Here is a 23,507-nt window from a genome sequence, read left to right on the forward strand (position 1 = left end):
CGGTCAGGCCGGTTTGCCGGCGGCCTCCGCCAGTTTCGGCACGAGGGCGTCGACGGCGTAAGGGAGGCTGAGGACGGTGCCCCAGGTGAGAGCGCCGGAGACGGTGGGGTCGTCGACGAACACGGCCCGTCCGGCCTTCGCCACCGGCAGTGACTGATAGACGGGGTCCGCGGTGATCTGCGCTTCGGCGCCGGGGCTGCTGCCCACGTTCCAGACGAGGACGTCGACGTCGAGGATGTTCAGCTGTTCCTTGCTGATGGTGAACGCGTCCTGGTCGCCCGCGAGCTGGGTGATCTGCTCCGGGACGACGAACCCGAGCGATGTCATCAGGCGTGAGCGGGGGTCGTTCGGGGAGCGGACGTAGAACGAGCCGGCGTCGCCCAGTTCGGCCACCGCGACCGTCTTGCCCTCGAATTCGGGGTGGGCGGCGCGCTGTTGCGCGACCAGGTCGTCGACGTCGGCGACGAGTTGATCCGCCTTCCGGTCCTCGCCGAGGGTGGTGCCGACGATGCGGACGGCGTCCTGCCACGGCATGCCGAAATCGGGGTAGTCCGGAGATGTCGTGACGGTGGGCGCGATGGCCGAAAGTCGCTGATACGCGTCGTCGTCGACGTCGATGTACAGCGCGAGGATCAGGTCGGGGCCGAGTTTCGCGATCTCCTCGTACGCGAAGTTGGCCTCACCGGTGAACTGTCCGCGGTTGAAGACTTCGGGGTGCGCACCGCCGAGCGCGTCCTGGGCCCAGGGCCAGGTGGCGTCCGGATAGTCGCCGTACCAGTCGGTGACGCCGACCGGCGTCCGTCCGAACGCGAGGAGCGTGTCCTGGTCGGAGTAGCCGACGGTGACGATCCGCTGGGGGTCGCCCGGGACTTCGGTCGTTCCCTTCTTGTGCGTCACCGACCGGGTGTCGCCTTCGGAGCCGGCTTCGGTGCCGGACGAGCACGCTGCGGCGACGGCGGCCATGCCGACCCCGGCGCTCACGGTCAGGAACTTGCGACGGTTGAGCGTTCGCATCCACTACCTCCCTGTAGGTGAGGACCTACAGGGGGTGGGTGGGGCTGTGCATCTGTGGCGGAAACGGGGGAGTCGGCTCGGGAATCGGCGGACCAGGGGGCGGCGTCGGCCCCGGCGGACCAGGCTGCGGTCCCGGCTCGGGCGGTGCGGGTTCCGGACCCGGCTCCGGCGGAAACGGGTGGGGTGGTGTCGGCGTCGGCGGCACCGGAGGAGGGCCCGGTGACGGCGGCACCGGCTCCGGGTCGGGCACGGGATTGCCGTGCTCGTCGCGCGCACTCGTCATCGACAGACCACCTTCCGATCGGCTGATTGAGTGGTACCCGGAACGGGCATCCCGCAATCACAGGGCAGCTGTGGCCGCCCGGGAACAAAATGCGGGATCGGTGCGTTGTCTAGCAACCGTGCCCCGCAAGTGTGGAATTTCACGACACGGGGAAAATGAGCCAAAGGGAGGAAGTCATGGCAACCGACTACGACGCACCACGGGTTACCGTCGACGACGAACTCGCCGCGGACTCGCTCGAAGAACTGAAGACACGGAGGAACGACTCGCAGTCGTCCGTCGTCGACGTCGAGGAGACCGACACGGCGGAGTCCTTCGAACTGCCCGGCGCCGACCTGTCCGGTGAGGAACTCACGGTCCGGGTCGTCCCGAAGAGGGCCGACGAATTCACCTGTAGCAGTTGCTTCCTGGTCCATCATCGTTCGCGTCTCGCGTCCGAAGAGGGCGGGCAGCTGATCTGCCGCGACTGCGCATAGGAGGCCCGCGTGGCCGACGTCAGCAGAACGTTCACCGTCGCCTCACCGCTCGGGGAAGTCGTCGCATACCTGCGTGACTTCGCGAACACCACGGCCTGGGATCCCGGGACCGAGAAGTGCGAGCAGACCACGCCCGGTCCGGTGGCGGTGGGCACGGAATGGCACAACGTGTCCTCGTTCTTCGGGCGCACCACCGAACTCACCTACCGCATGACCCGCGACGACCCCGATCACGTCGTCTTCGAGGGTCGCAACGGAGCCGCGGTCACGTCGGACGACCTGTCGTTCGAGAAGGTGCACGACGCCTCGACGTCGATCACCTACCGCGCGCATCTCGAATTCACCGGCCTGGCGCGCTTCGCCGACCCCGCCGCCCGCCTCGCGTTCGAGGTACTCGCGGGCAAGACCGTCAAACAGATGACCGGGGTCCTCGAGGCGAGGTAACAATCTGCCGCACACCGTGTCTGGCCGCACACCGTGTCTGGACGCACACAGTGTGCGGGCGCCCCGCACGATGCGAGGCGCCCGCGTTGTGTCGGGACCGATCAGCTGAGGTGATGCACCTCCTGCAGCCCGTAGACCGGTGTCGGGATCTCCTCGTGCCGCGCTTTGAGCTGCAGGGCGAGGTACAGCGAGTAGTGCCGCGACTGGTGCAGGTTGCCGCCGTGGAACCACAGCGCTTCCTGCTGGGTGGGCTTCCACATGTTGCGCTGTTCGCCCTCCCACGGCCCGGGGTCCTTGGTGGTGTCGGAGCCGAGACCCCAGCACTTTCCGACCTTGTCGGCCACTTCCTGGCCCATGAGGTCGGCGGCCCAGCCGTTCATCGACCCGTAGCCGGTGGCGTAGACGACGAGGTCGGCAGGCAACTCGGTGCCGTCGGTGAGAACCACGGCGTCCTCGCTGAGATGGTCGACCTGTCCGGACACGAGGTGGATGCTGCCGTCCGCGACGAGTTCGGACGCGCCGACGTCGATGTAGTAGCCGGACCCGCGGCGCAGGTACTTCATGAACAGACCGGAACCGTCGTCACCGAAATCGAGCTTGAAACCGGCCTTTTCGAGTCGCTCGTAGAAGTCTTTGTCCCGTTCGGCGATCTTCTGATAGATCGGGATCTGGAATTCGTGCATGATCTTGTACGGCAGCGACGCGAACGTGAGGTCGGCCTTCTCCGTCGTCATGCCCGCCGCGAGCGCGCGCTCCGAGTAGAGGTCGCCGAGGCCGAGGTCCATCAGCGAATCCGACTTCACGATGTGCGTGGACGACCGCTGCAGCATCGTCACGTCGGCGCCGGTCTCGAAGAGCGCCTTGCAGATGTCGTGCGCCGAGTTGTTGGCTCCGACGACGACGACGCGCTTCCCGGCGTAGGCGTCCGGACCGGGGTGCCGGCTCGAGTGGTGCTGCTCACCGCGGAAGACGTCCTGGCCGGGGAACGTCGGAACGTTCGGTTTGCCCGACATGCCGGTGGCGAGCACCAACTGCTTCGGGTGGAGCACCACCTCTTCGCCGTCGCGGTCGAGGACGACGGTCCACTCCTTCGTTTCTTCGTCGAACCTCGCGGACGTGCAGGTGGTGGACGCCCAGTACGGAATCTCCATCACCTTCGTGTACATCTCGAGCCAGTCGCCGATCTTGTCCTTCGGGGCGAACACCGGCCAGTTGTCCGGGAACTGCATGTACGGCAGGTGGTCGTACCAGACCGGGTCGTGCAGGCACAGCGACTTGTACCGGTTGCGCCACTGGTCGCCGGGGCGTTCGTTCTTGTCGACGACGATGGCCGGCACCCCGAGTTGGCGCAGCCGTGCGCCGAGCGCGATGCCGCCCTGGCCGCCGCCGATCACGAGAACGTACGGCTGCCGGGTGTAGCCGAGTTCCCGCTCCTCGATCTCCCGCTTCTCCGCCCAGCTCTGGGTGTCGCCGCCGGAACCGTGGACCGCGCCCTTGACGCGGTTCCGTCCCCGGCGTTCCTCGTAGCCCTTCAACTCCTGCATGGTGGTGAGGAACGTCCACGCCTCGTCGTCCTTCAGCCGCAGGTGCCCCTTGCCCCGGCCCGTCGCCGTCTCGAATTCGATCCACGCGGACGTGACGCCGTCCGCCTCGTCCGGGGTCTCGGTGGTGCGGAAGTTCGTCGGGTCGGTGTCGTCGAGGCGTGCGTGCAGCATCGCGGCGACGGCGTCGCGCCCCTCCACGGTCTTGAGGTTCCAGGTGAACGCCACCAGGTCCCGCCAGAAACTGTCGACGGCGAACATGCCCGCGGCGCGATCGACGTCGCGCGTGGCGAGAGCGGATTCGAAGCTCGCCAACCACAGGTCGACGCGTTCCTGGGGGGTCAGGGTCGTCTGCACCTCAGTCGGCTGGACCGTCTGTGTCATGTACCTCTCCTTCGCTCGGTATGTGACATACAGCACACGCCGGTCGGAGCTGAGCGGCAAGCGTTGCATCGTGTTGCAATCGCCCCCCGTGAGTACTTGCCAACCGCTGGCGGTTAACAAGTACTCACGGCTGATGTCGAAAACCGGGCCCGCCGTTCGACGTACCGTGTGAGTCCGGGCAGAGGCCGGGACCGACCACAATCGAGGAGGAAATCATGCGGGTCATGGTGATGATCGAGGGTGCCGGAGCCGACGAAGACAAGATCGCCCCGACGGAGGCGATGCTCGCCGCGATGAGCGCGTACAACGAGGACTTGGTGAACGCCGGGATCATGCTCGACGGGCAGGGTCTGAAGCCGACCAGCGCCGGGGCGCGGGTGGTGTTCGAGGGCGGCACGACGTCGGTGGTCGACGGCCCGTTCACGGAGTCGAAGGAGATCGTCGCGGGTTTCTGGATCTGGGAGGTGCGGTCCCTCGAGGAGGCGATCGAGTGGGTGAAGAAGTGCCCCGCCGACCCCGGCACCGGAATACGACAGCTGATCGAGGTGCGGCCGATCTTCGAGTCGGACGACTTCGGGGACGAGTTCACGCCGGAGTTGCGGGAGCGGGAAGAGGCGCTCGCGGCGCGGATCCGCGAGCAGCACCCCGACCGCTGACATGGACGCGCGGCGCACGGTCGAGGCGGTGTGGCGGATGGAGTCGCCGCGGCTCATCGCGTCCCTCACCCGTCTCGTCCGTGATGTCGGCACGGCCGAGGAGATCGCGCAGGACGCGTTCGTGCTGGCGCTGGAGCAGTGGCCGCGGGACGGCGTCCCGGACAATCCGGGTGCGTGGCTGACGGCGACGGCCAAACACAAGGCGATCGATCGGATTCGCCGTGAGCGGTCGCAGCAGTCGAAGTACACGCAGATCGCCGTGGACCCGTCGGCGCAGCAGCCGAGCGCGATGCCCGCGCCGGACGCGGTCGAGGGTGTGGAGGACGATCTGCTGGCGCTGGTGTTCGTGGCGTGTCACCCGGTGCTTCCCCGGGAGTCGCGGGTGGCGTTGACACTCCGGCTGGTGGGTGGTCTCCGGACGGACGAGATCGCGCGGGCGTTCCTGGTGCCGTCGGCGACGATGGGACAGCGGATCAGCAGGGCCAAGCGGACGCTGTCGGAGGCGAAGGTGCCGTTCGAGGTGCCGGCGCGCGAGGAACTTCCGGCGCGACTGTCGGCGGTGCTCGAGGTGGTCTACCTGGTGTTCAACGAGGGCTACGCCGCCACGTCGGGTGAGGACTGGATACGACGTGACCTCGCCGCCGAGGCGATGCGGCTCGCCCGTGTCCTCGCCGGACTGCTACCCCGTGAGCCCGAGGTGCACGGACTGGTGGCGCTGACCGAGTTGCAGGCGTCGCGGTTCGCCGCTCGGCTGGGCCCGGGCGGCGAGCCGATCCTGTTGCAGGATCAGGACCGGTCGCGGTGGGACCGCATCCTGTTGAAGCACGGTAATGCCGCGCTGGAGCGGGCCGTCGCGCTGGGCCGCCCGCTCGGTCCCTATTCGTTGCAGGCCGCGATCGCCGGATGTCACGCCCGGGCGCCTCGTTTCGAGGACACGGACTGGGAGGCGATCGTCGCCCTGTACGACGCGCTGGCGCAGGTGGCGCCGTCGCCGGTGGTGGAACTCAATCGCGCGGTGGCGCTGCTGCATTCGGACGGCCCGGACGCGGCGCTGGCCGCCCTCGACGCGGTGCGGGACGATCCTCGGCTGGCCCGCCTCCATCTGTACGGCGCGGTGCGAGGCGAAGTTCTCGAACGCCTCGGCCGCTACGAGGAGGCAGCCCGGACGCTCGAGGACGCCGCGGCCACCGCACCCACCCGGCGTGAACGCAACCTGCTCATGGCACGGGCCGCCGCCGCGTCCGCGCGCACCGAATCGTGACGTGACCGGTGGTCGCAGCGCGGATCAGGATCCGGGCCGGGACTGCTTGTGGTCGCCGAACGGCTCGTCGCGTTCGCGGACGGCCTCACGGAATCCGGCGGTGGCCGAACGTAATTGGAACGCATACCCCTCGCGGGTGTGCCGGGACATGCCGTCGAAGACGGTGCTCACCATCGTCGAGTTGGCGACGCCCTGCGCGAGCAGCGCGCTGTTCATCGCGAGTTTGACCATCATCAGCTGGTTGATCGGCATCTGCGCGATCCGCTCGACGAGGTCCTCGGTGCGGCGGTCGAGTTCGTCCGCGGGCGCCGACTCCACGGCGAGACCCCACTCGGCCGCCTGCCGTCCGGTGATGCAGTCGCCGGTGAGGAGGAGTCGTTTCGCCCGCTGGTCGCCGAGGCGGTGCGCCCACATGCCGGCGGCCGGCACACCCCACACCCGAGTCGGGGGATAGCCGATCTTCGTGTCGTCCGCGGCGACGATCTGGTCGCAGTACAGCGCGATGTCGGTGCCGCCCGCCACGCAGAATCCGTGGATCTTCGCGACGGTCGGCTTGTTCGCGTGCAGCAGGCTCGCGAAGCCACGGTTGAACCGGCTCATCATCGCGTAGTCGGCCATCGGATCCCAGTTGGCGAACGGATTGTGGTTGCGTGCCTGCACGATCGGATCGAGGACGGTGCCCGTCGTCTCGCCCGGTCGTTCGCCGCTGCCGCCGCTGTTCTCCGCGAAGACGCCCAGGTCGTATCCGCCGCAAAATCCTTTACCGCGCCCCGACAGCAGGATCACGTGCACGCGCGGGTCGAGGTCGGCGCGTTCCACGGTGGCGGCGAGCTCCACGGGAGTGTCGGCGGTGATCGCGTTGCCGTGCTCCGGCCGGTCGAACGTGATCCGGGCGATGCGTCCGGTCACCTCGTAGCTGAGGGTCCGGTACTCCGGCTCGTCGGCCCGGTCCGGTTCACGACCCGCGAACAGGGAGTCTGCGCCCTCGTCCCAGCCGTCGCGCCAGGCCGCCGGGCGGGTGCCGGCGTGGTCGGTCATGACCCCACCTTGGGGGTGGCGCGGTCGATGATGGCGGCGGTGTCGACGCCGGTCGGCAGTGTGCCGAACACGGTGCCCCAGTCGCCGGACAGCCGGCTGACGCAGAACGCGTCGGCCACCGCCGGGTGCCCGTGGCGGACGAGCAGCGAACCCTGGAGGGCGACCGCCATGTCGCCGACGATTCGCCGCGCCCGGTGCTCGAGCGTGTCGAGGTCGCCGAAACTCGCCTTCAGATCCGTGACGGCGGCGTCGAGTCGCGCGTCGGCGCCGGCGGTCGCGCCGAGTTCGTCGAAGAACACCTGAAGCGTCTCCGGCTGTTTGGCCATCGCGCGCAGGGTGTCCAGGGCGGCGACGTTGCCGGAGCCCTCCCACACCGACAGCAGGGGCGCCTCCCGGTACAGTCGCGGCATCCGGGATTCCTCCACGTACCCGTTGCCGCCCAGGCATTCCAGGGCCTCGGCGGCATGGATCGGCCCGCGCTTGCAGACGAAATACTTGCTGACCGACAGCGAGATGCGGCGGAGCGTGTTCGCGTGCTCGTCGCCCGCGGTCGCCCGGTCGGTCAGCGCGGCCAGCCACAGGGCGACGGTCGTAGCCGCCTCCGACTCGACGGCGAGGTCGGCGAGCACGTTCCGCATCAGCGGCTGATCCACCAGGTGGGCGCCGAACGCGCTGCGGTGCACGGCGTGATGTGCGGCCTGCGCCGTGCCGACCCGCATGCCGGTGGACGTGCCGATGGTGCAGTCGAGGCGGGTCATGTTGACCATCTCGATGATCGTCGGAACCCCGCGACCTTCCTCGCCGACGAGCCAGGCAACGGCCTCGTCGTACTCGACCTCGCTGCTGGCGTTGGAGTGGTTGCCGAGCTTGTCCTTGAGGCGCTGCAGGTGCATTCGGTTGCGGGTCCCGTCCGGCAGGACTCTGGGCAGGAAGAAGCACGACAGTCCGCCGGGTGCCTGGGCGAGCACCAGGAACACGTCGGACATCGGCGCCGACGTGAACCACTTGTGCCCGGTCAGCAGGTAGCTGCCATCGGACTGCGGCACGGCCCGGGTGGTGCCCGCGCGGACGTCGGAGCCGCCCTGCTTCTCCGTCATCGACATCCCGGCGATCAGCCCGGCCTTCGTCAGCGGAGGATGCAGCGCGGGATCGTAGACCCGGGCGGTGAGCAACGGTTCGTATCGTTCCGCCAGCTCACGGTTGTGCCGGAGGGCGGGGACGACGGCATACGTCATGGAGATCGGGCAGCCGTGGCCGGCGTCGACCTGGCCCCACACCGCCATCTTCGCGGCCCGTACCAGGTGGGCGCGCGGGTGCGGGTCGGCCCACGGTGCGCCGTGCAGGCCCATCTCGACGGCGGTGGTCATCAGCTGGTGGTAGGCCGGGTCGTACTCGACCTCGTCGATTCGGTGGCCGTAGCGGTCGTGGGTGCGCAGGACGGGAGGGTGCGCCTCGGCGAGGTCGCCCCAGCGCTGCGCCTCCTCGCTCCCGGCGAGGCGTCCCACGTCGTGCAATTCTTCGAGCGCGTCGTGGGCGCCTTCGCGTTGCAGCGCTTCGAGGATCGGTGCGTAATCGGCGGCGTCGAAATTGATCAGCGGCGGCACCTGGTTGACGACCTCGTGTGTGGCACTCATGTCGGGCTCCCGAGGGATCGAAGGGTGAACGTGAGCAGGGCGGGGATGATCGCGGCGTCGGCGGCGCCGCGGGCGAGGGGCAGGATCAGTGCTTCGCCGATGGCGCCGACGATGCAGGCGGCCGTGACCGACGCGTCCTGGTCCGGGATCTCCCCGGCCTCGACGGCGCCGGCGATCGCCACCGCGAGGGCGTCGCGGAACGATTCGCGGAACAGCAGGCGCTCCGTGTCGACCTGCGGGTCGACGGGTTCCACGAGCAGTGCGTACGCCAGGGTGGGTGCGCGCAGCGCGCGTTCGGCGAACGTGGCGACGGAGGCGGAAACGGCGGCGACGCAACGACCCTCGTCGGCACGGGCGGTGTTACCGGATTCGACGGCGGCGCTCACCTCGCGACTGCAGACGATGCGGAACACTTCCGCGAACAGTTCGCCCTTGTTCGCGAAGTGCCGGTAGACGGTGCCGGTGCCGACCCCCGCCTCGGCCGCGACCGCGGAGATCGAGCATCCGGCGTAACCGTCGCGGGCGATCAGCCCGATCGCGGAGTCGATGAGGGTGGTGCGGAGAGCGTCCAGGCGTTCCTGGACTGCGGGTGTGCGCCGGTAGGCCATACCCAAGAAGTGAACACCCGTTCCGTTCTTGCGTCAAGGGTGCTAGCGTCGGCTACACAGGCGAGGAAAGGCGCATGCGATGACTTCCGATTTGGTACTCGTCCGCAAGGACGGCCCGGTCACGACGATCAGCCTGAATCGGCCCGAAGTCCGCAACGCGGTCGACCGGCCCACCGCCGAGGCGCTCGCCGACGCCTTCCGCGCCTTCGACGCGGACGAGGCCGCGTCCGTCGCGGTGCTGCACGGCGAGGGCGGAACATTTTGCGCGGGAGCGGATCTCAAGGCGATCAGTTCCGGGACCGGGAATCGGGTGGCGCCCGACGGCGACGCGCCGATGGGTATCTCCCGGATGCGGTTGTCGAAACCGGTGATCGCCGCGATCGACGGGCACGCGGTGGCGGGCGGGCTCGAACTCGCGTTGTGGGCCGACCTGCGGGTCGCCGGTGCGGACGCCGTCCTCGGAGTGTTCTGCCGACGCTGGGGCGTGCCGCTCATCGACGGCGGAACCGTCCGCCTGCCGAGGCTCATCGGGGAGAGCCGCGCGATGGACCTCGTCCTCACCGGGCGGCCGGTCGACGCCGACGAAGCCCTGAGTATCGGGCTGATCAACCGGAAGGTCGCGGCGGGGGAGGCCCTCACCGCAGCCCGGCAACTGGCCACCGAGATCGCCGGCCTGCCCCAGATGTGCCTGCGGCAGGACCGGTTGTCGCTGCTGGAGCAGTCGGGGCTCACCGAGGATCAGGCCCTGCTGAACGAATTCCGGCACGGCGCAATCTCTCTGGCCAACGGAATGATCGAGGGCGCCGCGCGCTTCGCCGCCGGGGCAGGCAGGCACGGGGATGCTGCGCCCGTGAGTACTTCTTAACCGCCCGTGGTTAACAAGTACTCACGGGCGGTGGCATGGAGCGCATACCTGCTCGCGCTGTCCGTCACGATCTTCACGCTGGGGCTGCCCACCGACCGCATCTACCAGGCGACGTGGATCGTCGCGGGCCTGATCGCGTTCACGATCGACCGGCCGTGGCGGGACCATGTGCGGGTCGTGTGGGACTGGTTGCCGCTCATCGCTGCCCTCGTCGTCTACGACCTCAGCCGGGGTGTCGCCCACCACCTCGGGATGCCCGTGCGGGCGCAGGAACTGGTGACCGTGGAGAGCTGGCTCTTCGGTGGCACGATTCCCACCGTGTGGTTGCAGGAGACTCTGCTGCCTCCGACGGGTGAGCTGCCGTGGTGGACTCTGCTCACGGGGATCGTCTACACCAGTCACTTCCTCGTGCCGTGGGTGCTCGCGGCCGTCTTCTACGTGTATTCGCGCGACGTGTGGTCGGGGTACATGCGTCGGGTGCTGCTGTTGTCCTATCTCGGGCTGGTCACGTACATTCTGCTTCCGTCCGTGCCGCCGTGGCTGGCCGCCGAGGGGGACGTGATCTCCGGCAGCGTGGGTCGCGTCGCGGGCTTCGGATTCGGTGTCGTTCCCATGGATGTCAGCACGCGGTGGCTGGAGGCGCAGAGCAATCCGGTCGCCGCGCTGCCGTCGCTGCACGCCGCGTTCGCGCTGCTGGTGGCGGTCGCGTTGTGGCCGTTCGCGAAGAATCTGTGGTCGCGCGTGCTGCTGGCGGCGTACCCGGTCGCCATGGCGTTCGTCCTGGTCTACGGCGGCGAGCACTACGTCGTGGACGTGCTGGCGGGATGGGCGTATCTGGGGCTGGCGATCCTCCTGGCGCGGGCGTGGGAGTCCCACACGACGACGTTGCCTGGCCGAGATCTCACCGTCGGCCACCCGAGGCGTCGCTGGTGACCGACACCTCGTCGAGCGTGGTGCGGAGGAACGGCAGGATGCGCTTGACGATCGCCTCGTTGTACACGACCGGTTGCTGGTTCGGGTTCGCGTGGCCGGTTCCGTCGAGTTTCGCCACCAGCAGTGCGCCGTCGGTCCCACCGGACTGTTCGACGAGGATCTTCTGCGTGTAGTCGACGTCGACCACCGGATCCTTCCAGCCCGCGCGGGGACGCATGAAGACGATCCCCGGTCGCGGTTTGTCGTCCGACTCCACCGCCAGCGACTTCAGGTTGTCGATGGCGCCGGACGCGACGATGGTCTTGAACTGCGATTCGATCAGCCCGTTGCTCGCGACGTCCTCCGACAGGACCTTCTCGGTGAGGACCTCGTCGAGGACGTCGCGGAATTCGTCGACGTCGACGTGCGGATACCAGTCCGACTTCGTGTCCAGGAATCTGCTCTGCCGGGCCGCGGTCTCCACCAGCACGCGCATCGTCCTGCTCTCCCGCGCGCCGGGCAGCCAGCCGATCCACCGCAACATGTCCTCGCCGCTGTCCCGGCTCCCGGCCCGGACGGCGTGCAGGTCCACCGGGGTGCAGTCGAGCACCACGCCGATGAGGTTGGCGTCGGTGTCCTCGTAGATGTGCTGTGCCACCTCCAGCGCGACGACGCCGCCCATGCTGTGCCCGGACAGGACGACGTTGTCGATCCCTTCGTCGGCTGCGCGGGCGGCGATCAGTTCGCTGATCACCTTGGTGTCGATACCGCCGTTGTCGTACTGGACCGCCCAGACCCGCCCGATGCCGCCGTACGAGGACAGCGTCCTGGCCGTGTCGGTGGCGTCCTTGTTGCCGAGGCCGACGAGGTCGACGACGGCGGTGTCGTGGTCGGTGGGCGACTGCGCGTCGTACACCTCGTGGATCTGCGGCTGGGTCAGTGCGAGCCGCTGGCGTTCGGGCTGGACGTCGTGGACCCAGTACTGGCCGCCGGCGAGGAGCAGGGGAACGGTGCCGAGCGCGACGGCGGCGAGGAAGCGCCTGGTGCGACCGAATTTCTGCCACCGGTGACCGAGCCGTGTCGCGTGCAGTCGCGCCTTGCGGCGGTCGTTGCTCCAGTCGGCCACGGTGGACGGATGGCGTGTCACTCTCTCCGGCATCTACTCCGAGGGTACGCGTGGCGGCTCCGCCGCCCGTGAGTACTTGTTAACCGCCCGACGTTGACAAGTACTCACGGCGGAAGCGGCTGGAATCCGGGCAGAGCGCGGCGACCGGGGCGACGTCGGACGCGTAGTCGACGTCGCGGAGCGTCGGCAGCGACAGCACCTCGGCGCCGGCCGCGAGCAGTGCCGCCCGGGTGAGGCGCCCGGTGTCCGGACTCGACGTGGGAACGGAGAGTATCGCCCGCGCCGAAACCGCATCGGGCACACCGAGAATCCACCACCCGCCGTCCTCCGCGAGCCCGAGGGCGCATCGGCCCCGCCGCTCGGTGAGGAGGTCCGCCGAGTCGGCGAGCAGTCCCGCCGTCACTTGTGGTGTGTCCATTCCGATCTGGAGAATCGGCAGACCGAAATGGCCGAACGTGTCGGCGTGGGCGTTCACCAACCGCTCCGCGAAACTCTCACCCCGCTGCGGCACCACGGTGAAACTGCTCAGCGTCGCGGCGATGTCGCTGCCCCGGACCGCGCGGGCGAGGTCGCCGGTCATCGCCACCACCCGCTGCGCCACCCCGGCCCCGGCGACGGCGTCGAGCGTGTCCAGCAGCGAGGCGGCGGCGAGGCCGGCGGCCCTTGTGTCGCCGACGTCCCGCGCCAGCCGGGTTTTCGCGAAGCCGGGCACTGGAGCCTTCGCGACGACGAGGACGGCGACGTCGAGGGTCACCCGATCACCTTCCAGAAGTCGTGGACGGCGACGACGGTGCCCTTCAGCGAACCCGACACCTTCGACGTGCCCGCGGTGCGCGGGCGATACGTGACGTCCTGCTCCACGACCCGCCAGTGGGCGCGGCCCGCGAGCACGAGAAGCTGCAGTGGGTAGCCGGACCTGCGGTTGTCGACCCCCAGATCGAGAAGGTCCTGCCTGCGTACGGCTCTCATCGCACCGAGGTCGTGGATCGGCAGCCCGTACCGGCGCCGGAGCCGGGCGGCGAGGACGGCGTTGCCGATCCTGCTGTGCAGCGGCCACGTTCCCCGTCGCCGCCCCACGGCGAGGTCGGCGCCCGAGTCCAGGGCGGCGACCAGCCGGGGGAGTTCACCCGGATCCATCGAGCCGTCGCCGTCCAGCACGCAGACCGCCATGGTCTGCGCCGCCAGCACCCCGGCGTGCACGGCCGAACCGTATCCCGGGACGGGCTCCCGCACCACCGACGCTCCGTGTGCCACCGCGACCGCGGCGGTGTCGTCGGTGGAGTTGTTGTCCACCACCACCGTCCGGTAATCGGGCGGCACCGCGGCCAGTACTCCGGGCAGGGAACCGGCCTCGTTCATGCACGGGATCACGACGGTGACGTCCCGCGGAGAGATCGGCGCGCGCTCAGACACGGGGAGGTCCCGCCGGCGCGGCATCCCTCAGGGGTGCATACGCGAACGCCGCGATCCCCTCGGCGGGCAGGATCTGCGCCCGGAACCCCAGCCGCTCCCGGGCCAGCCGGGGGTCGGCGACGATGTGCCGCACGTCGCCGGGACGGTACTCGCCGGTGACGACGGGTTCGGACCCTCCGTACGAACGCGCGAGCGTCGCGGCCACCTCGCCGATCGTGATCGGTTGTCCCGAACACACATTGAACGCCGAGAAACCCGGCAACGCCGCCTCGATCGCGGCCACGTTCGCCGCCGCGACGTCGTGGACGTGCACGAAATCCCGCGTCTGCCTGCCGTCCTCGAACACGCGCGGAGGGTCGCCGTTCTCGAGGGCGGAGCGGAACATCGCGGCCACCCCGGAGTACGGGGTGTTGCGCGGCATGTGGTCGCCGTACACGTTGTGGTAGCGCAGCGCCGTCACGGAACCGCCGGTGGCCAGTGCCCAGGCGAGGGCGTAGTGCTCCTGGGCCACCTTGGCCGCGGCGTAGAGACTCCGCGGCCGCAGCGGCGAATTCTCCTCCACGAGCGCCCACTCCAGGGGCTCACCCGTGCCGGGGTCCGTCTCGTCGAAGATCCCCGCCTCGAGGTCCTCGGCCCGCCGGGGTGCCGGCTCCACGAACTCGCCCCGGCTGTTGCGATACCGGCCCGCCCCGTAGACGACCATCGACGACGCGAGTATCAGCCGCCGGCAACCCGACTCGTGCATCGCGGCGAGCAGCGTCGCCGTGCCGAGATCGTTGTGACTGGCATAGGCCGGGGCGTCGCTCACATCCACGCCGGCGCCGACGACGGCAGCCTGATGACACACCACGTCCACACCCCTCAGCAATTCGGTCAGGGCTGGCAGGTCGCGCACGTCGGCACGCCGCACACCGTCCGGGGGTTCGGCGCCGGTGCCGTGCGCGGACGGAAGCAGTGCGTCGACGGCGACGACGTCGTGGCCGGCCTCGGTCAGTGCGGCGCGGACGTGGCCGCCGATGAATCCAGCTGCGCCCGTGAGCAGTACGCGTGTTGCCGTCATGGCAACTCGATCGGCAGGGTCACACCCTCGTGGACCCGGCAGGCGTCGCAGGGTCCGTCGGGGGCGGCGGCGATCGCGGACCGGACCAACGTCTTCAGTGAACCGAGGTTGCGCTGGAACTCGGCGAACACGTCCACGGCCCGCACCCCGTCGCCGGTCTCGATTCCCGCATCGAGATCGGTGACCAAAGCGATGGTGGCGTAGCACATCTCGAGCTCCCGGGCGAGCACCGCCTCGGGATGGCCCGTCATGTTGACGAGGGTCCAGCCCTGCCGGGCGAACCACAGGCTCTCGGCCCGGGTCGAGAACCGTGGTCCCTCGACCACCACCAGCACACCGCCCTCGACGGTGCCCGGCCGGGCGGCGGCCTTGCGCAGGTCGGCGCAGTACGGGTCGGCGAACTGGACGTGCACGCCGCCGCCGTCGAAGTACGTCTGCGCGCGGCCGCTGGTGCGGTCGACCAACTGGTCCGGCACGACCATCGTGCCCGGTCCCAGGTCCGGGGTGAGGCTGCCGGCGGCGCAGGGTGCGAACACCCGCTGCACGCCCAGCGTGCGCAGCGCCCACAGGTTCGCGCGGTACGGGATGGTGTGGGGAGCGAATTCGTGCCGGGCGCCGTGGCGGGGGAGGAACGCCACCGTCCTGCCGTCCACGTCGCCGACCGTGATCGGGGCGCTGGGGCCGCCGTACGGAGTGTCGATCGTGACTTCCATGGCTCCCTCGTCGAAGAACGAGTAGAAGCCGCTTCCCCCGATCACGGCGACGTCCGCGCGGACCGGGTCGGGTGAACTCGTTGCGGTCATACGCTCCATCCTCCGTCGTTATGCTGGGCGCGAGTGCGACTTTCGTCGAAGGAGATGACGTCATCGGATCCCCACAGCGCACCGGCGAACGGAATTTCCTCTACCGCGACTTCGCCGGCGCCGGGCTCGCCCTGGTCCTCGTGGTGGTTGCGTTCGTCGTCCCGTATCTGGGGAACGAGACGATCACCCCCATCGTCAACCGGACGGCAGAGAGTGTGCGGGATTTCGCGGACGCCGCGCCGCTGTTCGGGTTCCGCGACGTGCATTTCGGGTGGGGCAGCCCGGTCGCCGTCGTCTTCGCGGCGGCGGTCGTGGTGTGGGGTCCCGGGCTGGCGCAGACGCTGTCGTGGCGGCGCCTCACGGTCGGGGTGTGGCTCGGGTCCGCCCTGTGGGCGATGGCGCTCGCACTGGTCGACGGCTGGCGGCGCGGGTTCGTCGACCGCCTGACCTCCACCGACGAGTACCTGCACGAGGTCCCCGGTGTCACGGACATCCCGGCGACGCTGCGGGGCTTCGCCGACCGGATCCTGGACCTGCAGCCCGATTCGTGGACCACCCACGTGTCGGGGCACCCGCCCGGTGCGCTCTTGACCTTCATCTGGCTCGACCGGGTCGGACTCGACGGCGGCGCGTGGGCGTCCACGCTGTGCGTCACGGTCGGGTCGAGTGCCGGCGCCGCCGTGATCGTCGCCGTCCGGGCGCTCGGTGACGAGGCGACGGCCCGGCGCGCGGCCCCGTTCCTCGTGCTCGCACCCGCCGCGATCTGGGTGGCGGTGTCGGCGGACGCGCTGTTCGCCGGCGTGGTGGCGTGGGGGATCGCCCTGCTGGCGCTGTCGGCGACCCGCGCCGTTCCGGTCCCCGCGCTCGTCGCCGTGGCCGCAGGGGTGCTGCTCGGATTCGGCGTCTACCTCAGCTACGGGCTCACCCTGATGGCGATTCCCGCGGTCGCCGTCCTGGTGATCGCGCGCACGGCCCGGCCGCTGGCCGGCGCACTGGTCGGCGCGCTCGCGGTGGCCGCCGTGTTCACGCTGTGCGGATTCTGGTGGTTCGACGGCTACCAGTTGGTGCAGGAACGGTACTACCAGGGCATCGCGTCGGACCGCCCCTTCGCCTACTGGGGCTGGGCCAACTTCGCGTCGCTGATCTGCGCGGTCGGGTTGGCGGTGCCCGCCGCACTGCCCCGGACGTTCGCCTGGTCGCGGGTGCGGGCGCTGTCGCCGGTTCCCGTTCTGGCGGCCGCCGCGCTCCTCGCGGTGGTGATCGCCGACCTGAGCGCGCTGAGCAAGGCGGAGACCGAGCGGATCTGGTTGCCGTTCGAATGGTGGCTCCTCGCCGCCCCCGCACTCCTGCCGCGCGGAAGCCATCGGTTCTGGCTCGCGGTGCAGGCCGCCGGTGCGCTGGCCGTCAACCATCTGCTGTTCACGAACTGGTGACGGCCGGCGCATCCGGGTAGCCGTTCGACGGCCTACGGTCACTTGGTCGCGATCGTGATGGTGGCGATCCCGACCAGCAGCCCCGGCGTGACGGCGTCGGTCTTGAACGTCTGGTTCAGCAGACCGGCGGCGTCCGCCGAGATCTTGACCTCGGTGCCCTGCAGGATCGCCGTGTCGTTCGGTCCGGTCTGCAGAGGCTTCAGCGTGCGGCCGTTGAGATCGAACAGCACCGCGTCGGTTGCCGCGGGTGAACCGTTGACGCTCACGTCGCCGGTGAGGAGCGACGTGCCCGGATCGATCGCGAAATCGGTGAGTTCGACGACGGTTCCGGGCGCCGCCAGCGACAATCCGCTGCCGTCGTGCATGATCTCGCCCTGCACGTAGGGGTCGACCGTGCCCGGCTCCCAGTACTTCACGTTGCCGCCGGTGATCGGGAAGCTGACCGATCCGTCGGCGAGGGTTGCCGTGCCCACCACTCCGGGTGTGAGGCCGAGCGTCGTCAGCGCCCCGGTGAAGCCGGGATCGAGAGCGACGGCGGTACTCACCCCGGTCAGGTTGTCGACCTGGGCGACGGGTGCGGGCTGGGAGGATGCTGCTGCGCTCATATTCGAGGATGCACTCGAATCATTGCTCGAGCACGCCGCGAGCGGGGTCAGTGCCAGGGCGCCGATGGCCGCTGCTGCGAGTGCTTTTCGATAGTTCGACATGATGATCAAACAACCTTTCCGGAGGAAGGGGTGGTGGGTGGATGTTCACTAGGTATTCGGCGCTACTTCCCCGGCGGATGGGAGCTCTTACGCCCATTCCATCCGCGCGAAGTGCCGATTCGCATGCTGCAGAACATTGATCACCCGCAGCCCGGCCACGCGCGCGACCTCGGACACGGCGGCCACACCCACGCTCGCCCAGGCGAACCAGTCTCCAGCGAGATGCTCCGTCTCCCAGCGCAGGAGTTCACGGCGCACCCCCGCCGTGGTCGGCGGATCCACCTCGGCGATCACAATTCCGTTCGGTTGCAACAGCTCTCGTGCGCGGCTGAGCACGCGAACGGGTTCGCCGCCGATGCCGATGTTGCCGTCGGCGAGCAGCACGCGGTCCCAGTTCCCCGACCGCGGCAGCGGCGCGAAGATGTCCCGATGCAACGCGACGCCGCCGCGGCGGATCGTGAGTTGCACTGCCGTGACGGATGAATCGACGCCCAGCGCTGTGACACCGGCGGACACGAGCGCCGCGGTGAGCCGGCCGGGACCGCATCCGAGATCGACGGTGGCGCCGTGACACCCCGCCAGCATCACACGGTCGGCGATCCGATCGGCGAGCGAAGCCGAGTCGCCGCCCATCCACCGGTCGAGCGGCAGGGCGCGCCGCGTTCCCCGCGCATCACGCACCCAGCACGGGAGCCCCGCCGACGCCCGCCGCAGCAGGAGGTCCGTGGACATCCCGCTCTTCCTCATGGTCGGCTCACCGCGCCGTCGTCGTTGCGGGACAGCGCGAGTCGGGTGGCGTAGGTGAGAGCGGAGAGCGCGAAGAACGCGGCACTGAGCAGCAGCCAGCGGTCGAGATACGGTTCCTGCGTCAACCCCGTCGCCGCAAGATATGCGTCGGCGCCCTGCTCGATGATCCCCGGCAGGAACAGCAGCAGCGTCAGCCCGGACGCGAGCGCCGGCACGCGAATGTAGTTCAGCGCCGGAACCGTCCGGGACCGTGGGCGTCTCCGTCCCCGGACCGCGTCCAGCCCCGACGTCAAAGACCGGTCGGCGAGTGCGTACAGCGGGAACAGCATGAGGTCGTGGGCGATCACCGCACCGAGGAACCACACGGCGATCGACTTCCACCACACGTCCGGATTCCACAGATTCGGCAGACCCACCACCGAGACCGCGTACCCGGCGAGTGCGAACGTGAACAGCACGGCCAGCAGATGCAGCGGGTCGGCTCCGTAGACGCGGGCGAATCGGCGCATCTCACGCCTCCCGGAATTCGATGGACTGCACCCATTTGGTGTTGTGGACGCCGGGCAGGGCGGGAACGATGATCCGGGCGGGATAGCCGTGGTCGAGGGACAGTTCCGCGCCGTTCACCTCGAGGGCGAGCAGGGCGTCGGCGTCGCGCACCTGATCGGCCGTGAGCACCGCCTGATTGAACGCCCCCGACCGCTCCAGCGACGTCACCTTCGCCGAGCCGAACGCCGCCACCCCCGCGACGTCCGCGAGGTCACGCAGTCGCACGCCCGTCCACGTCTCGACGGTGGACCACCCCTCGACGCACGCGATCGGGAGGGACGCGGTGTGCGACGGCATCGCGCGCAGCTGACTTCGGCTCAGCTGTACCGGTTCCGCGCCACCCTCAACCGTCAGTCGCCAGGTGTCGTCCGTCTGTTCCGGGGTGATCTGCGCGGCCGCGGCCGTCCGGTTGATCTGAAAGTCGTTGGGGCCGTCGCCGTACGAGCGACCGCGCGGCAGCAGCAGCGCGGCGCCCCGCAGGAATCCGCCGGTGGTCTGCCCGACCGACAGCACCGCGACGAGCGCGGCGCCGCCACCGACGAGGGCGAGGGCGCCGCGCCTGCTGATCGTGGCCGGGGTGGGGTCCTCGGCCACGAGGCCGTTCTCGTCCGCCGGTTCGGGCCGGGTGTCGGCGCGGGACGTACGCAGCACTTCCCGGAACGACCGGGACCGCAGCGATCGCACCATCAACGGCACCTTCAGGATCGTGTGTGTCACGAACCCGGCGATGAAGACCCACGCGCCCCAGTAGTGCGCCGTGTAGAAGTCGAAACCGAAGATGTAGTCGTACTGGATGTTCAGGACGCCGGTGATGATCTCGAACAGCGCACCGCCGACCAGGGCGATCAGCGACAGCCGTTCGAGGGCCTGCGCCGGCGACCGCACCGGCGGAAACACGAAGAGTTTCGGGATCACCGACCACAGTTTGGCGAGCACGATCGGCACCAGGATCAGTCCGAGCCCGACGTGCAGACCCTGCGTGAGCCGGTACAGCCACGACGGCCGGGTGGGCCACGCGAAGTACGGGAGGTGCAGCCAGCCGACGTCGCCGGGGCGGGCCTGCCCGAACTGGGGCCCGTACGCGATGTAGGAGAGCAGCCCCGTGACGATGACGACGGGCAGCCCGATCAGCAGTACGAGGCCGAATACCGAGGTCAACCATGGTCCGCGCAGTGGACTGCGGAGCCGTGGGCCGCGTGAATGGTCGGTCATCGTGATCAATCCCTCCGGCTCGATCGTCTCGAGCCTCAGAGGTGATTCGGTACCGCCGCCGTGCAGGACGGGTATGCCCTTCGGGCCCGTGAGTACTTGTTAACCGCCCGACGTTAACAAGTACTCACGGGTGGCCGTGCCTGATCTCGTCCCGGGGCTGGTCGTAGCGAACCATCTCGTATCCGATCATCGCGAGCAGGACTGCGGTCAGCACGCCGAGGGTGGCGAGGGCGGGGACGTGCCAGACGACGGGGAGCAGCGCGATCAGCACGACCGCCGTCACGACGCGCGGCACGGTTACCGACCTCGTCGCGTACGCCTTGAAGGCGACCAGCGCGAGGAGGTACAGAGCCGCGCCACCGAACAGTGCCACCAGCGGCCAGCCGTACAGCGGATCCACCAGCCGGTGATGGTTGCCGTCGCCGACGTACGACAGGATCTTCTTCAGACCCAGCGACAGCATCACGATCCCGATCACCATCGGCAGGTGGATGAAGCTGTAGCAGTTGCGGGCGATCTTGATCTGACGCGCACCGGTCGCCTCCTCGAACGCGTGCTCCACCGCCAGGGACGTGACGTCGAAGTACGACCACCACAGCAGTCCCGACACCGCGAGCCCCAGCAGGGACGCGACGATGATCGCCCACGAGATCGGCAGGCTCGCGACGCCGATGCCGATCGACACGATCGACTCGCCCAGCGCGACGATGATGATGAGCCCGTGCCGCTCCGCGAAGTGGCTGACCGACCGCAACCGCCAGTCGGTCCCGCCGACCAGTGTCCCGAGGTAGTCGCCGGCGAGGGCCAGGATCCACATGACGGTCTGCGCGGTACCGGTGAGCTGCGACGCGACGAGCAGGAACACGGTGCCGGTCAGCATGCTGGGCGCGAAGCGGAGCACCTGGCCGCGGAGTTGCGGGTCCTCGCGGCTGACCACCCAGAACATCACCAGGTGCAGGAGCCGGACGACGAAGTAGCCGAGGGCGAAGATGACGGGTCCGTCGAGTCCGCCCGCGAGGTCGTCGAAGGCCTCGGGGATCGTCAACGCGGTGACGAACATGGCGCCCATCGCACCGAACATCACGACCCGGACGATGCCCTCGTCGGCGCGCACGAGGTTGCAGAGCCACGCGTACCCCACCCAGCTCCACCACAGCACGGCCATCACGAGGGCGCCGCGCAGCAGATTGACGCCGGTGGGGTCCTCGGCCATCAGGTCGGTGACACGGGTGAGCGCGAAGACGAAGACGAGGTCGAAGAACAGCTCGAGCGGCGACACCGACGCTCGCTCTTCGACGAGACGGGGACGCAGACGATGGGCAAAGGTCACGGGAAGAATGCTGCCACCGGAGGGCGGCCCGGCAAAACCCCCCGTGAGTACTTGTTAACGTCGGGCGGTTAACAAGTACTCACGGGTGCTCTACTTGACGCCGCCCGCGGTGAGGCCCGACACGATGCGGCGCTGCAGGAGCAGCACGATGATGACGAGCGGGATGGTCACGACCGTTCCCGCGGCCATCACCGACGTGAACGGCTCCTCGTGCGGTTTGCTTCCCGCGAATTGTGCGATGGCGACGGTGGCCGGCTGGGTGATGTCGTTGGACAGCTGGCTCGAGATCAGGTATTCGTTCCACGACGCGATGAAGGCGAGGATCGCGGTGGTGAACAGTCCCGGTGCGGCCAAGGGCAGCAGCACCATTCGGAACGCCTGCCGCCTGCTGGCCCCGTCGATCCGGGCCGCCTCCTCGAGTTCCCACGGCAGTTCCTTGAAGAATGCGGTGAGGGTGTAGATGGTGAGGGGCAGCACGAACGAGATGTTCGGGATGATCAGCGCCTGATACGTGCCGAACCAGCCCATCGACGTGAACAGCTGGAACAGCGGTGTCAGGACGGCGACACCCGGGAACATCGACGCGGCCAGGATGATCCCGAGGACCGCGTGTTTGCCCCGGAACTGCAACCGCGCCAGTGCGTACGCGGTGCCGACCCCCACGATCAGTCCGATCGCGGTGGTGACGGCGCCGATGATCGTGCTGTTGACGAGCGCCCGGGCGAAGTGGTTACCGGCGTCCGTGGAGAACACGTTCGCGAAGTTGTCCAACGTGACGTGGGTGGGCCACGGGGTGGTGTCGAACGTGTAGTCGGAGTCCCGGAAGGCGGTGACCACCATCCAGTAGACGGGGGCCAGACCCCAGACGACGATCACCGCGAGGCCCGCGTAAGTGCGGATCGACGCGAGCGACGGTCCCCGGCGCCTGCGCGCCACCGTGGGCCGGGGAATTCCCGGCGTGACGACTGCTGTGGACATGGGTCAGGCCTTTCGCTGCTGCTCTTGGGTGTCGATCACGTTGACGCCCATCACCTTCACGAGGACGTAGGCGACGGCGAAGATGAACAGGAACGTGATCGTGGAGAGGGCGGACGCGCTGTTGAATCCCTGGCGCATCTGGTCGATCACGAGGATCGACAGTGTGGTGGTGGCGGTGCCGTCGCCGCCGCCACCGCCGGTGAGGATCGCCGGGAGGTCGTAGATCCGCAGGACGTCGAGGACGCGGAAGAGGACCGCCACCAGAATGGCCGGCTTGATGAGGGGCAACGTGATCGAACGGAACCGCTGCCACGCGCCGGCGCCGTCCATCCGCGCCGCCTCGTACACCTCGGCGGGCACCATCTGCAGTCCGGCGAGGATCAGCAACGCCACGAACGGAGTGGTCTTCCAGGCGTCGGCGATCACGACGGCGAACCGGGCGGGCCACGTGTCACCCGTCCACAGAATGTCCGTGCCGAGCAGTTTGTTGGCGATGCCGTCGTAGGCGAAGACGAAGTACCACAGTTTCGCGGTGACGGCGGTCGGGATGGCCCACGCGACGAGGATGCTGGTCCGCAGCAGTGCCCGGCCGCGGAACGCCCGGTTCATGATGGTGGCGAACCAGAGTCCCAGCGCGACCTCGATGGTGACGGTGACCACGGTGAAGAACACGGTGACCCACATCGACTGCCAGAACAGTGATCCCAGTGTGCCGCCGGGGCAGGACACCGACGCTCCGGTCGTGTCGGTGCACCGCTGGAACAGCCAGTGCGTGTAGTTCGACAGTCCCGCGAAGCCCTGGTCGACGAATTTGCCGGTGGCGGGGTCGATGGTCGGGTCCTTGAACAGCGACATCACCATCGCACTGATCACCGGGTACAGGACGACGATGCCGAGCAGGATCATGGTCGGCAGAACCAGGAGCATTGCTGCCCTGCTGCGTCCCTTCCGGGGCCGTGGCGGCGTTTCGGACGAATCCGGTTGCGGGACGACCTCGGTCGTCGGTTCCGAGAGTTCGTGAACGGTCATCGGC

General features: G+C 69.0%; 24 protein-coding genes. 7 read left to right on the plus strand and 17 right to left on the minus strand.

Going from position 1 to position 23,507, the window contains the following annotated elements; translation table 11 throughout:
* Positions 1-3: 3 nt before the first annotated feature.
* The gene (locus JWS14_RS23055) at positions 4-1,014 is read right to left on the minus strand and encodes an iron-siderophore ABC transporter substrate-binding protein (RefSeq protein WP_206014452.1); all 1,011 of its coding nucleotides are present in this window, start codon (positions 1,012-1,014) and stop codon (positions 4-6) included.
* 459 nt (positions 1,015-1,473) lie between these two features.
* Between JWS14_RS23055 and JWS14_RS23060 the strand changes: the two genes are divergently transcribed.
* On the plus strand, positions 1,474-1,773 hold the full coding sequence (locus JWS14_RS23060; protein WP_005248611.1) for a DUF4193 domain-containing protein: 300 nt from the start codon (positions 1,474-1,476) through the stop codon (positions 1,771-1,773).
* A 9-nt stretch (positions 1,774-1,782) separates the two neighbouring features.
* Positions 1,783-2,217: an SRPBCC family protein gene (locus JWS14_RS23065; protein ID WP_206014453.1), complete on the plus strand. Its 435-nt coding sequence runs from the start codon at positions 1,783-1,785 to the stop codon at positions 2,215-2,217.
* A 101-nt stretch (positions 2,218-2,318) separates the two neighbouring features.
* Here JWS14_RS23065 and JWS14_RS23070 read toward each other — a convergent pair whose 3' ends face one another.
* Positions 2,319-4,142, minus strand: a complete 1,824-nt coding sequence (locus JWS14_RS23070) for a flavin-containing monooxygenase (protein ID WP_206014454.1) — start codon at positions 4,140-4,142, stop codon at positions 2,319-2,321.
* 215 nt (positions 4,143-4,357) lie between these two features.
* Here JWS14_RS23070 and JWS14_RS23075 point away from each other — a divergent pair, with 215 nt between their 5' ends.
* Both JWS14_RS23075 and JWS14_RS23080 read left to right on the plus strand, forming a co-directional pair.
* A complete protein-coding gene (locus JWS14_RS23075) occupies positions 4,358-4,798 on the plus strand; it encodes a YciI family protein (protein ID WP_072938154.1) in 441 nt (146 codons plus the stop codon).
* Position 4,799: 1 nt separating this feature from the next.
* Positions 4,800-6,059 (plus strand): RNA polymerase sigma factor, encoded by a 1,260-nt coding sequence (locus JWS14_RS23080; protein WP_206014455.1) that lies wholly within the window; start codon positions 4,800-4,802, stop codon positions 6,057-6,059.
* Between the two features lie 24 nt (positions 6,060-6,083).
* On the opposite strand, the gene JWS14_RS23085 is transcribed toward JWS14_RS23080, so the two are convergent.
* The 3 genes from JWS14_RS23085 to JWS14_RS23095 are packed head-to-tail and all read right to left on the minus strand — an operon-like array spanning position 6,084 to position 9,339.
* Positions 6,084-7,097, minus strand: a complete 1,014-nt coding sequence (locus JWS14_RS23085) for a crotonase/enoyl-CoA hydratase family protein (protein WP_206014456.1) — start codon at positions 7,095-7,097, stop codon at positions 6,084-6,086.
* Positions 7,094-8,731 (minus strand): acyl-CoA dehydrogenase family protein, encoded by a 1,638-nt coding sequence (locus JWS14_RS23090; protein WP_072938147.1) that lies wholly within the window; start codon positions 8,729-8,731, stop codon positions 7,094-7,096. Before JWS14_RS23090 ends, JWS14_RS23085 begins: the two co-directional genes overlap by 4 nt.
* Positions 8,728-9,339 (minus strand): TetR/AcrR family transcriptional regulator, encoded by a 612-nt coding sequence (locus JWS14_RS23095; RefSeq protein WP_206014457.1) that lies wholly within the window; start codon positions 9,337-9,339, stop codon positions 8,728-8,730. Before JWS14_RS23095 ends, JWS14_RS23090 begins: the two co-directional genes overlap by 4 nt.
* 79 nt (positions 9,340-9,418) lie before the next feature.
* Between JWS14_RS23095 and JWS14_RS23100 the strand changes: the two genes are divergently transcribed.
* Both JWS14_RS23100 and JWS14_RS23105 read left to right on the plus strand, forming a co-directional pair.
* Entirely contained in the window at positions 9,419-10,204 is a 786-nt protein-coding gene (locus tag JWS14_RS23100) for a crotonase/enoyl-CoA hydratase family protein (RefSeq protein WP_206014458.1), read from the plus strand.
* A gap of 6 nt (positions 10,205-10,210) precedes the next feature.
* Complete coding sequence (locus tag JWS14_RS23105) at positions 10,211-11,137, plus strand: phosphatase PAP2 family protein (RefSeq protein WP_241031446.1); 927 nt, start codon at positions 10,211-10,213, stop codon at positions 11,135-11,137.
* Here JWS14_RS23105 and JWS14_RS23110 read toward each other — a convergent pair.
* The 5 genes from JWS14_RS23110 to JWS14_RS23130 are packed head-to-tail and all read right to left on the minus strand — an operon-like array spanning position 11,106 to position 15,518.
* Positions 11,106-12,275, minus strand: a complete 1,170-nt coding sequence (locus JWS14_RS23110; RefSeq protein ID WP_206014460.1) for an alpha/beta fold hydrolase — start codon at positions 12,273-12,275, stop codon at positions 11,106-11,108. The genes JWS14_RS23105 and JWS14_RS23110 overlap by 32 nt on opposite strands.
* A gap of 46 nt (positions 12,276-12,321) precedes the next feature.
* Positions 12,322-12,996, minus strand: coding sequence for a TIGR04282 family arsenosugar biosynthesis glycosyltransferase (locus JWS14_RS23115; RefSeq protein ID WP_072938138.1), 675 nt, complete (start codon positions 12,994-12,996; stop codon positions 12,322-12,324).
* Positions 12,993-13,655: a glycosyltransferase family 2 protein gene (locus JWS14_RS23120; RefSeq protein ID WP_420855121.1), complete on the minus strand. Its 663-nt coding sequence runs from the start codon at positions 13,653-13,655 to the stop codon at positions 12,993-12,995. The genes JWS14_RS23115 and JWS14_RS23120 overlap by 4 nt, the downstream gene beginning before the upstream one ends.
* A complete protein-coding gene (locus tag JWS14_RS23125) occupies positions 13,648-14,715 on the minus strand; it encodes an NAD-dependent epimerase/dehydratase family protein (protein ID WP_206014461.1) in 1,068 nt (355 codons plus the stop codon). Before JWS14_RS23125 ends, JWS14_RS23120 begins: the two co-directional genes overlap by 8 nt.
* The gene (locus JWS14_RS23130) at positions 14,712-15,518 is read right to left on the minus strand and encodes an S-methyl-5'-thioadenosine phosphorylase (RefSeq protein WP_206014462.1); all 807 of its coding nucleotides are present in this window, start codon (positions 15,516-15,518) and stop codon (positions 14,712-14,714) included. Before JWS14_RS23130 ends, JWS14_RS23125 begins: the two co-directional genes overlap by 4 nt.
* Before the next feature lie 20 nt (positions 15,519-15,538).
* Between JWS14_RS23130 and JWS14_RS23135 the strand changes: the two genes are divergently transcribed.
* Positions 15,539-16,951, plus strand: coding sequence for a hypothetical protein (locus JWS14_RS23135; protein ID WP_206014463.1), 1,413 nt, complete (start codon positions 15,539-15,541; stop codon positions 16,949-16,951).
* A gap of 38 nt (positions 16,952-16,989) precedes the next feature.
* On the opposite strand, the gene JWS14_RS23140 is transcribed toward JWS14_RS23135, so the two are convergent.
* From JWS14_RS23140 to JWS14_RS23170, 7 genes are all read right to left on the minus strand, one after another.
* A complete protein-coding gene (locus JWS14_RS23140) occupies positions 16,990-17,658 on the minus strand; it encodes a hypothetical protein (protein WP_206014464.1) in 669 nt (222 codons plus the stop codon).
* 87 nt (positions 17,659-17,745) lie between these two features.
* Positions 17,746-18,390, minus strand: a complete 645-nt coding sequence (locus JWS14_RS23145; RefSeq protein WP_241031447.1) for a methyltransferase domain-containing protein — start codon at positions 18,388-18,390, stop codon at positions 17,746-17,748.
* A gap of 11 nt (positions 18,391-18,401) precedes the next feature.
* On the minus strand, positions 18,402-18,914 hold the full coding sequence (locus JWS14_RS23150) for a hypothetical protein (protein WP_206014466.1): 513 nt from the start codon (positions 18,912-18,914) through the stop codon (positions 18,402-18,404).
* Between the two features lies 1 nt (position 18,915).
* Entirely contained in the window at positions 18,916-20,166 is a 1,251-nt protein-coding gene (locus JWS14_RS23155; protein WP_206014467.1) for a molybdopterin-dependent oxidoreductase, read from the minus strand.
* Positions 20,167-20,290: 124 nt separating this feature from the next.
* Positions 20,291-21,496 (minus strand): low temperature requirement protein A, encoded by a 1,206-nt coding sequence (locus JWS14_RS23160; protein WP_206014468.1) that lies wholly within the window; start codon positions 21,494-21,496, stop codon positions 20,291-20,293.
* 90 nt (positions 21,497-21,586) lie between these two features.
* Positions 21,587-22,474 (minus strand): carbohydrate ABC transporter permease, encoded by an 888-nt coding sequence (locus JWS14_RS23165; protein WP_095862930.1) that lies wholly within the window; start codon positions 22,472-22,474, stop codon positions 21,587-21,589.
* A 3-nt stretch (positions 22,475-22,477) separates the two neighbouring features.
* Positions 22,478-23,503: a carbohydrate ABC transporter permease gene (locus JWS14_RS23170; RefSeq protein ID WP_072938123.1), complete on the minus strand. Its 1,026-nt coding sequence runs from the start codon at positions 23,501-23,503 to the stop codon at positions 22,478-22,480.
* Positions 23,504-23,507 lie beyond the last annotated feature (4 nt).

The organism is Rhodococcus koreensis (assembly GCF_017068375.1).
Taxonomy (GTDB): domain Bacteria; phylum Actinomycetota; class Actinomycetes; order Mycobacteriales; family Mycobacteriaceae; genus Rhodococcus_F; species Rhodococcus_F koreensis.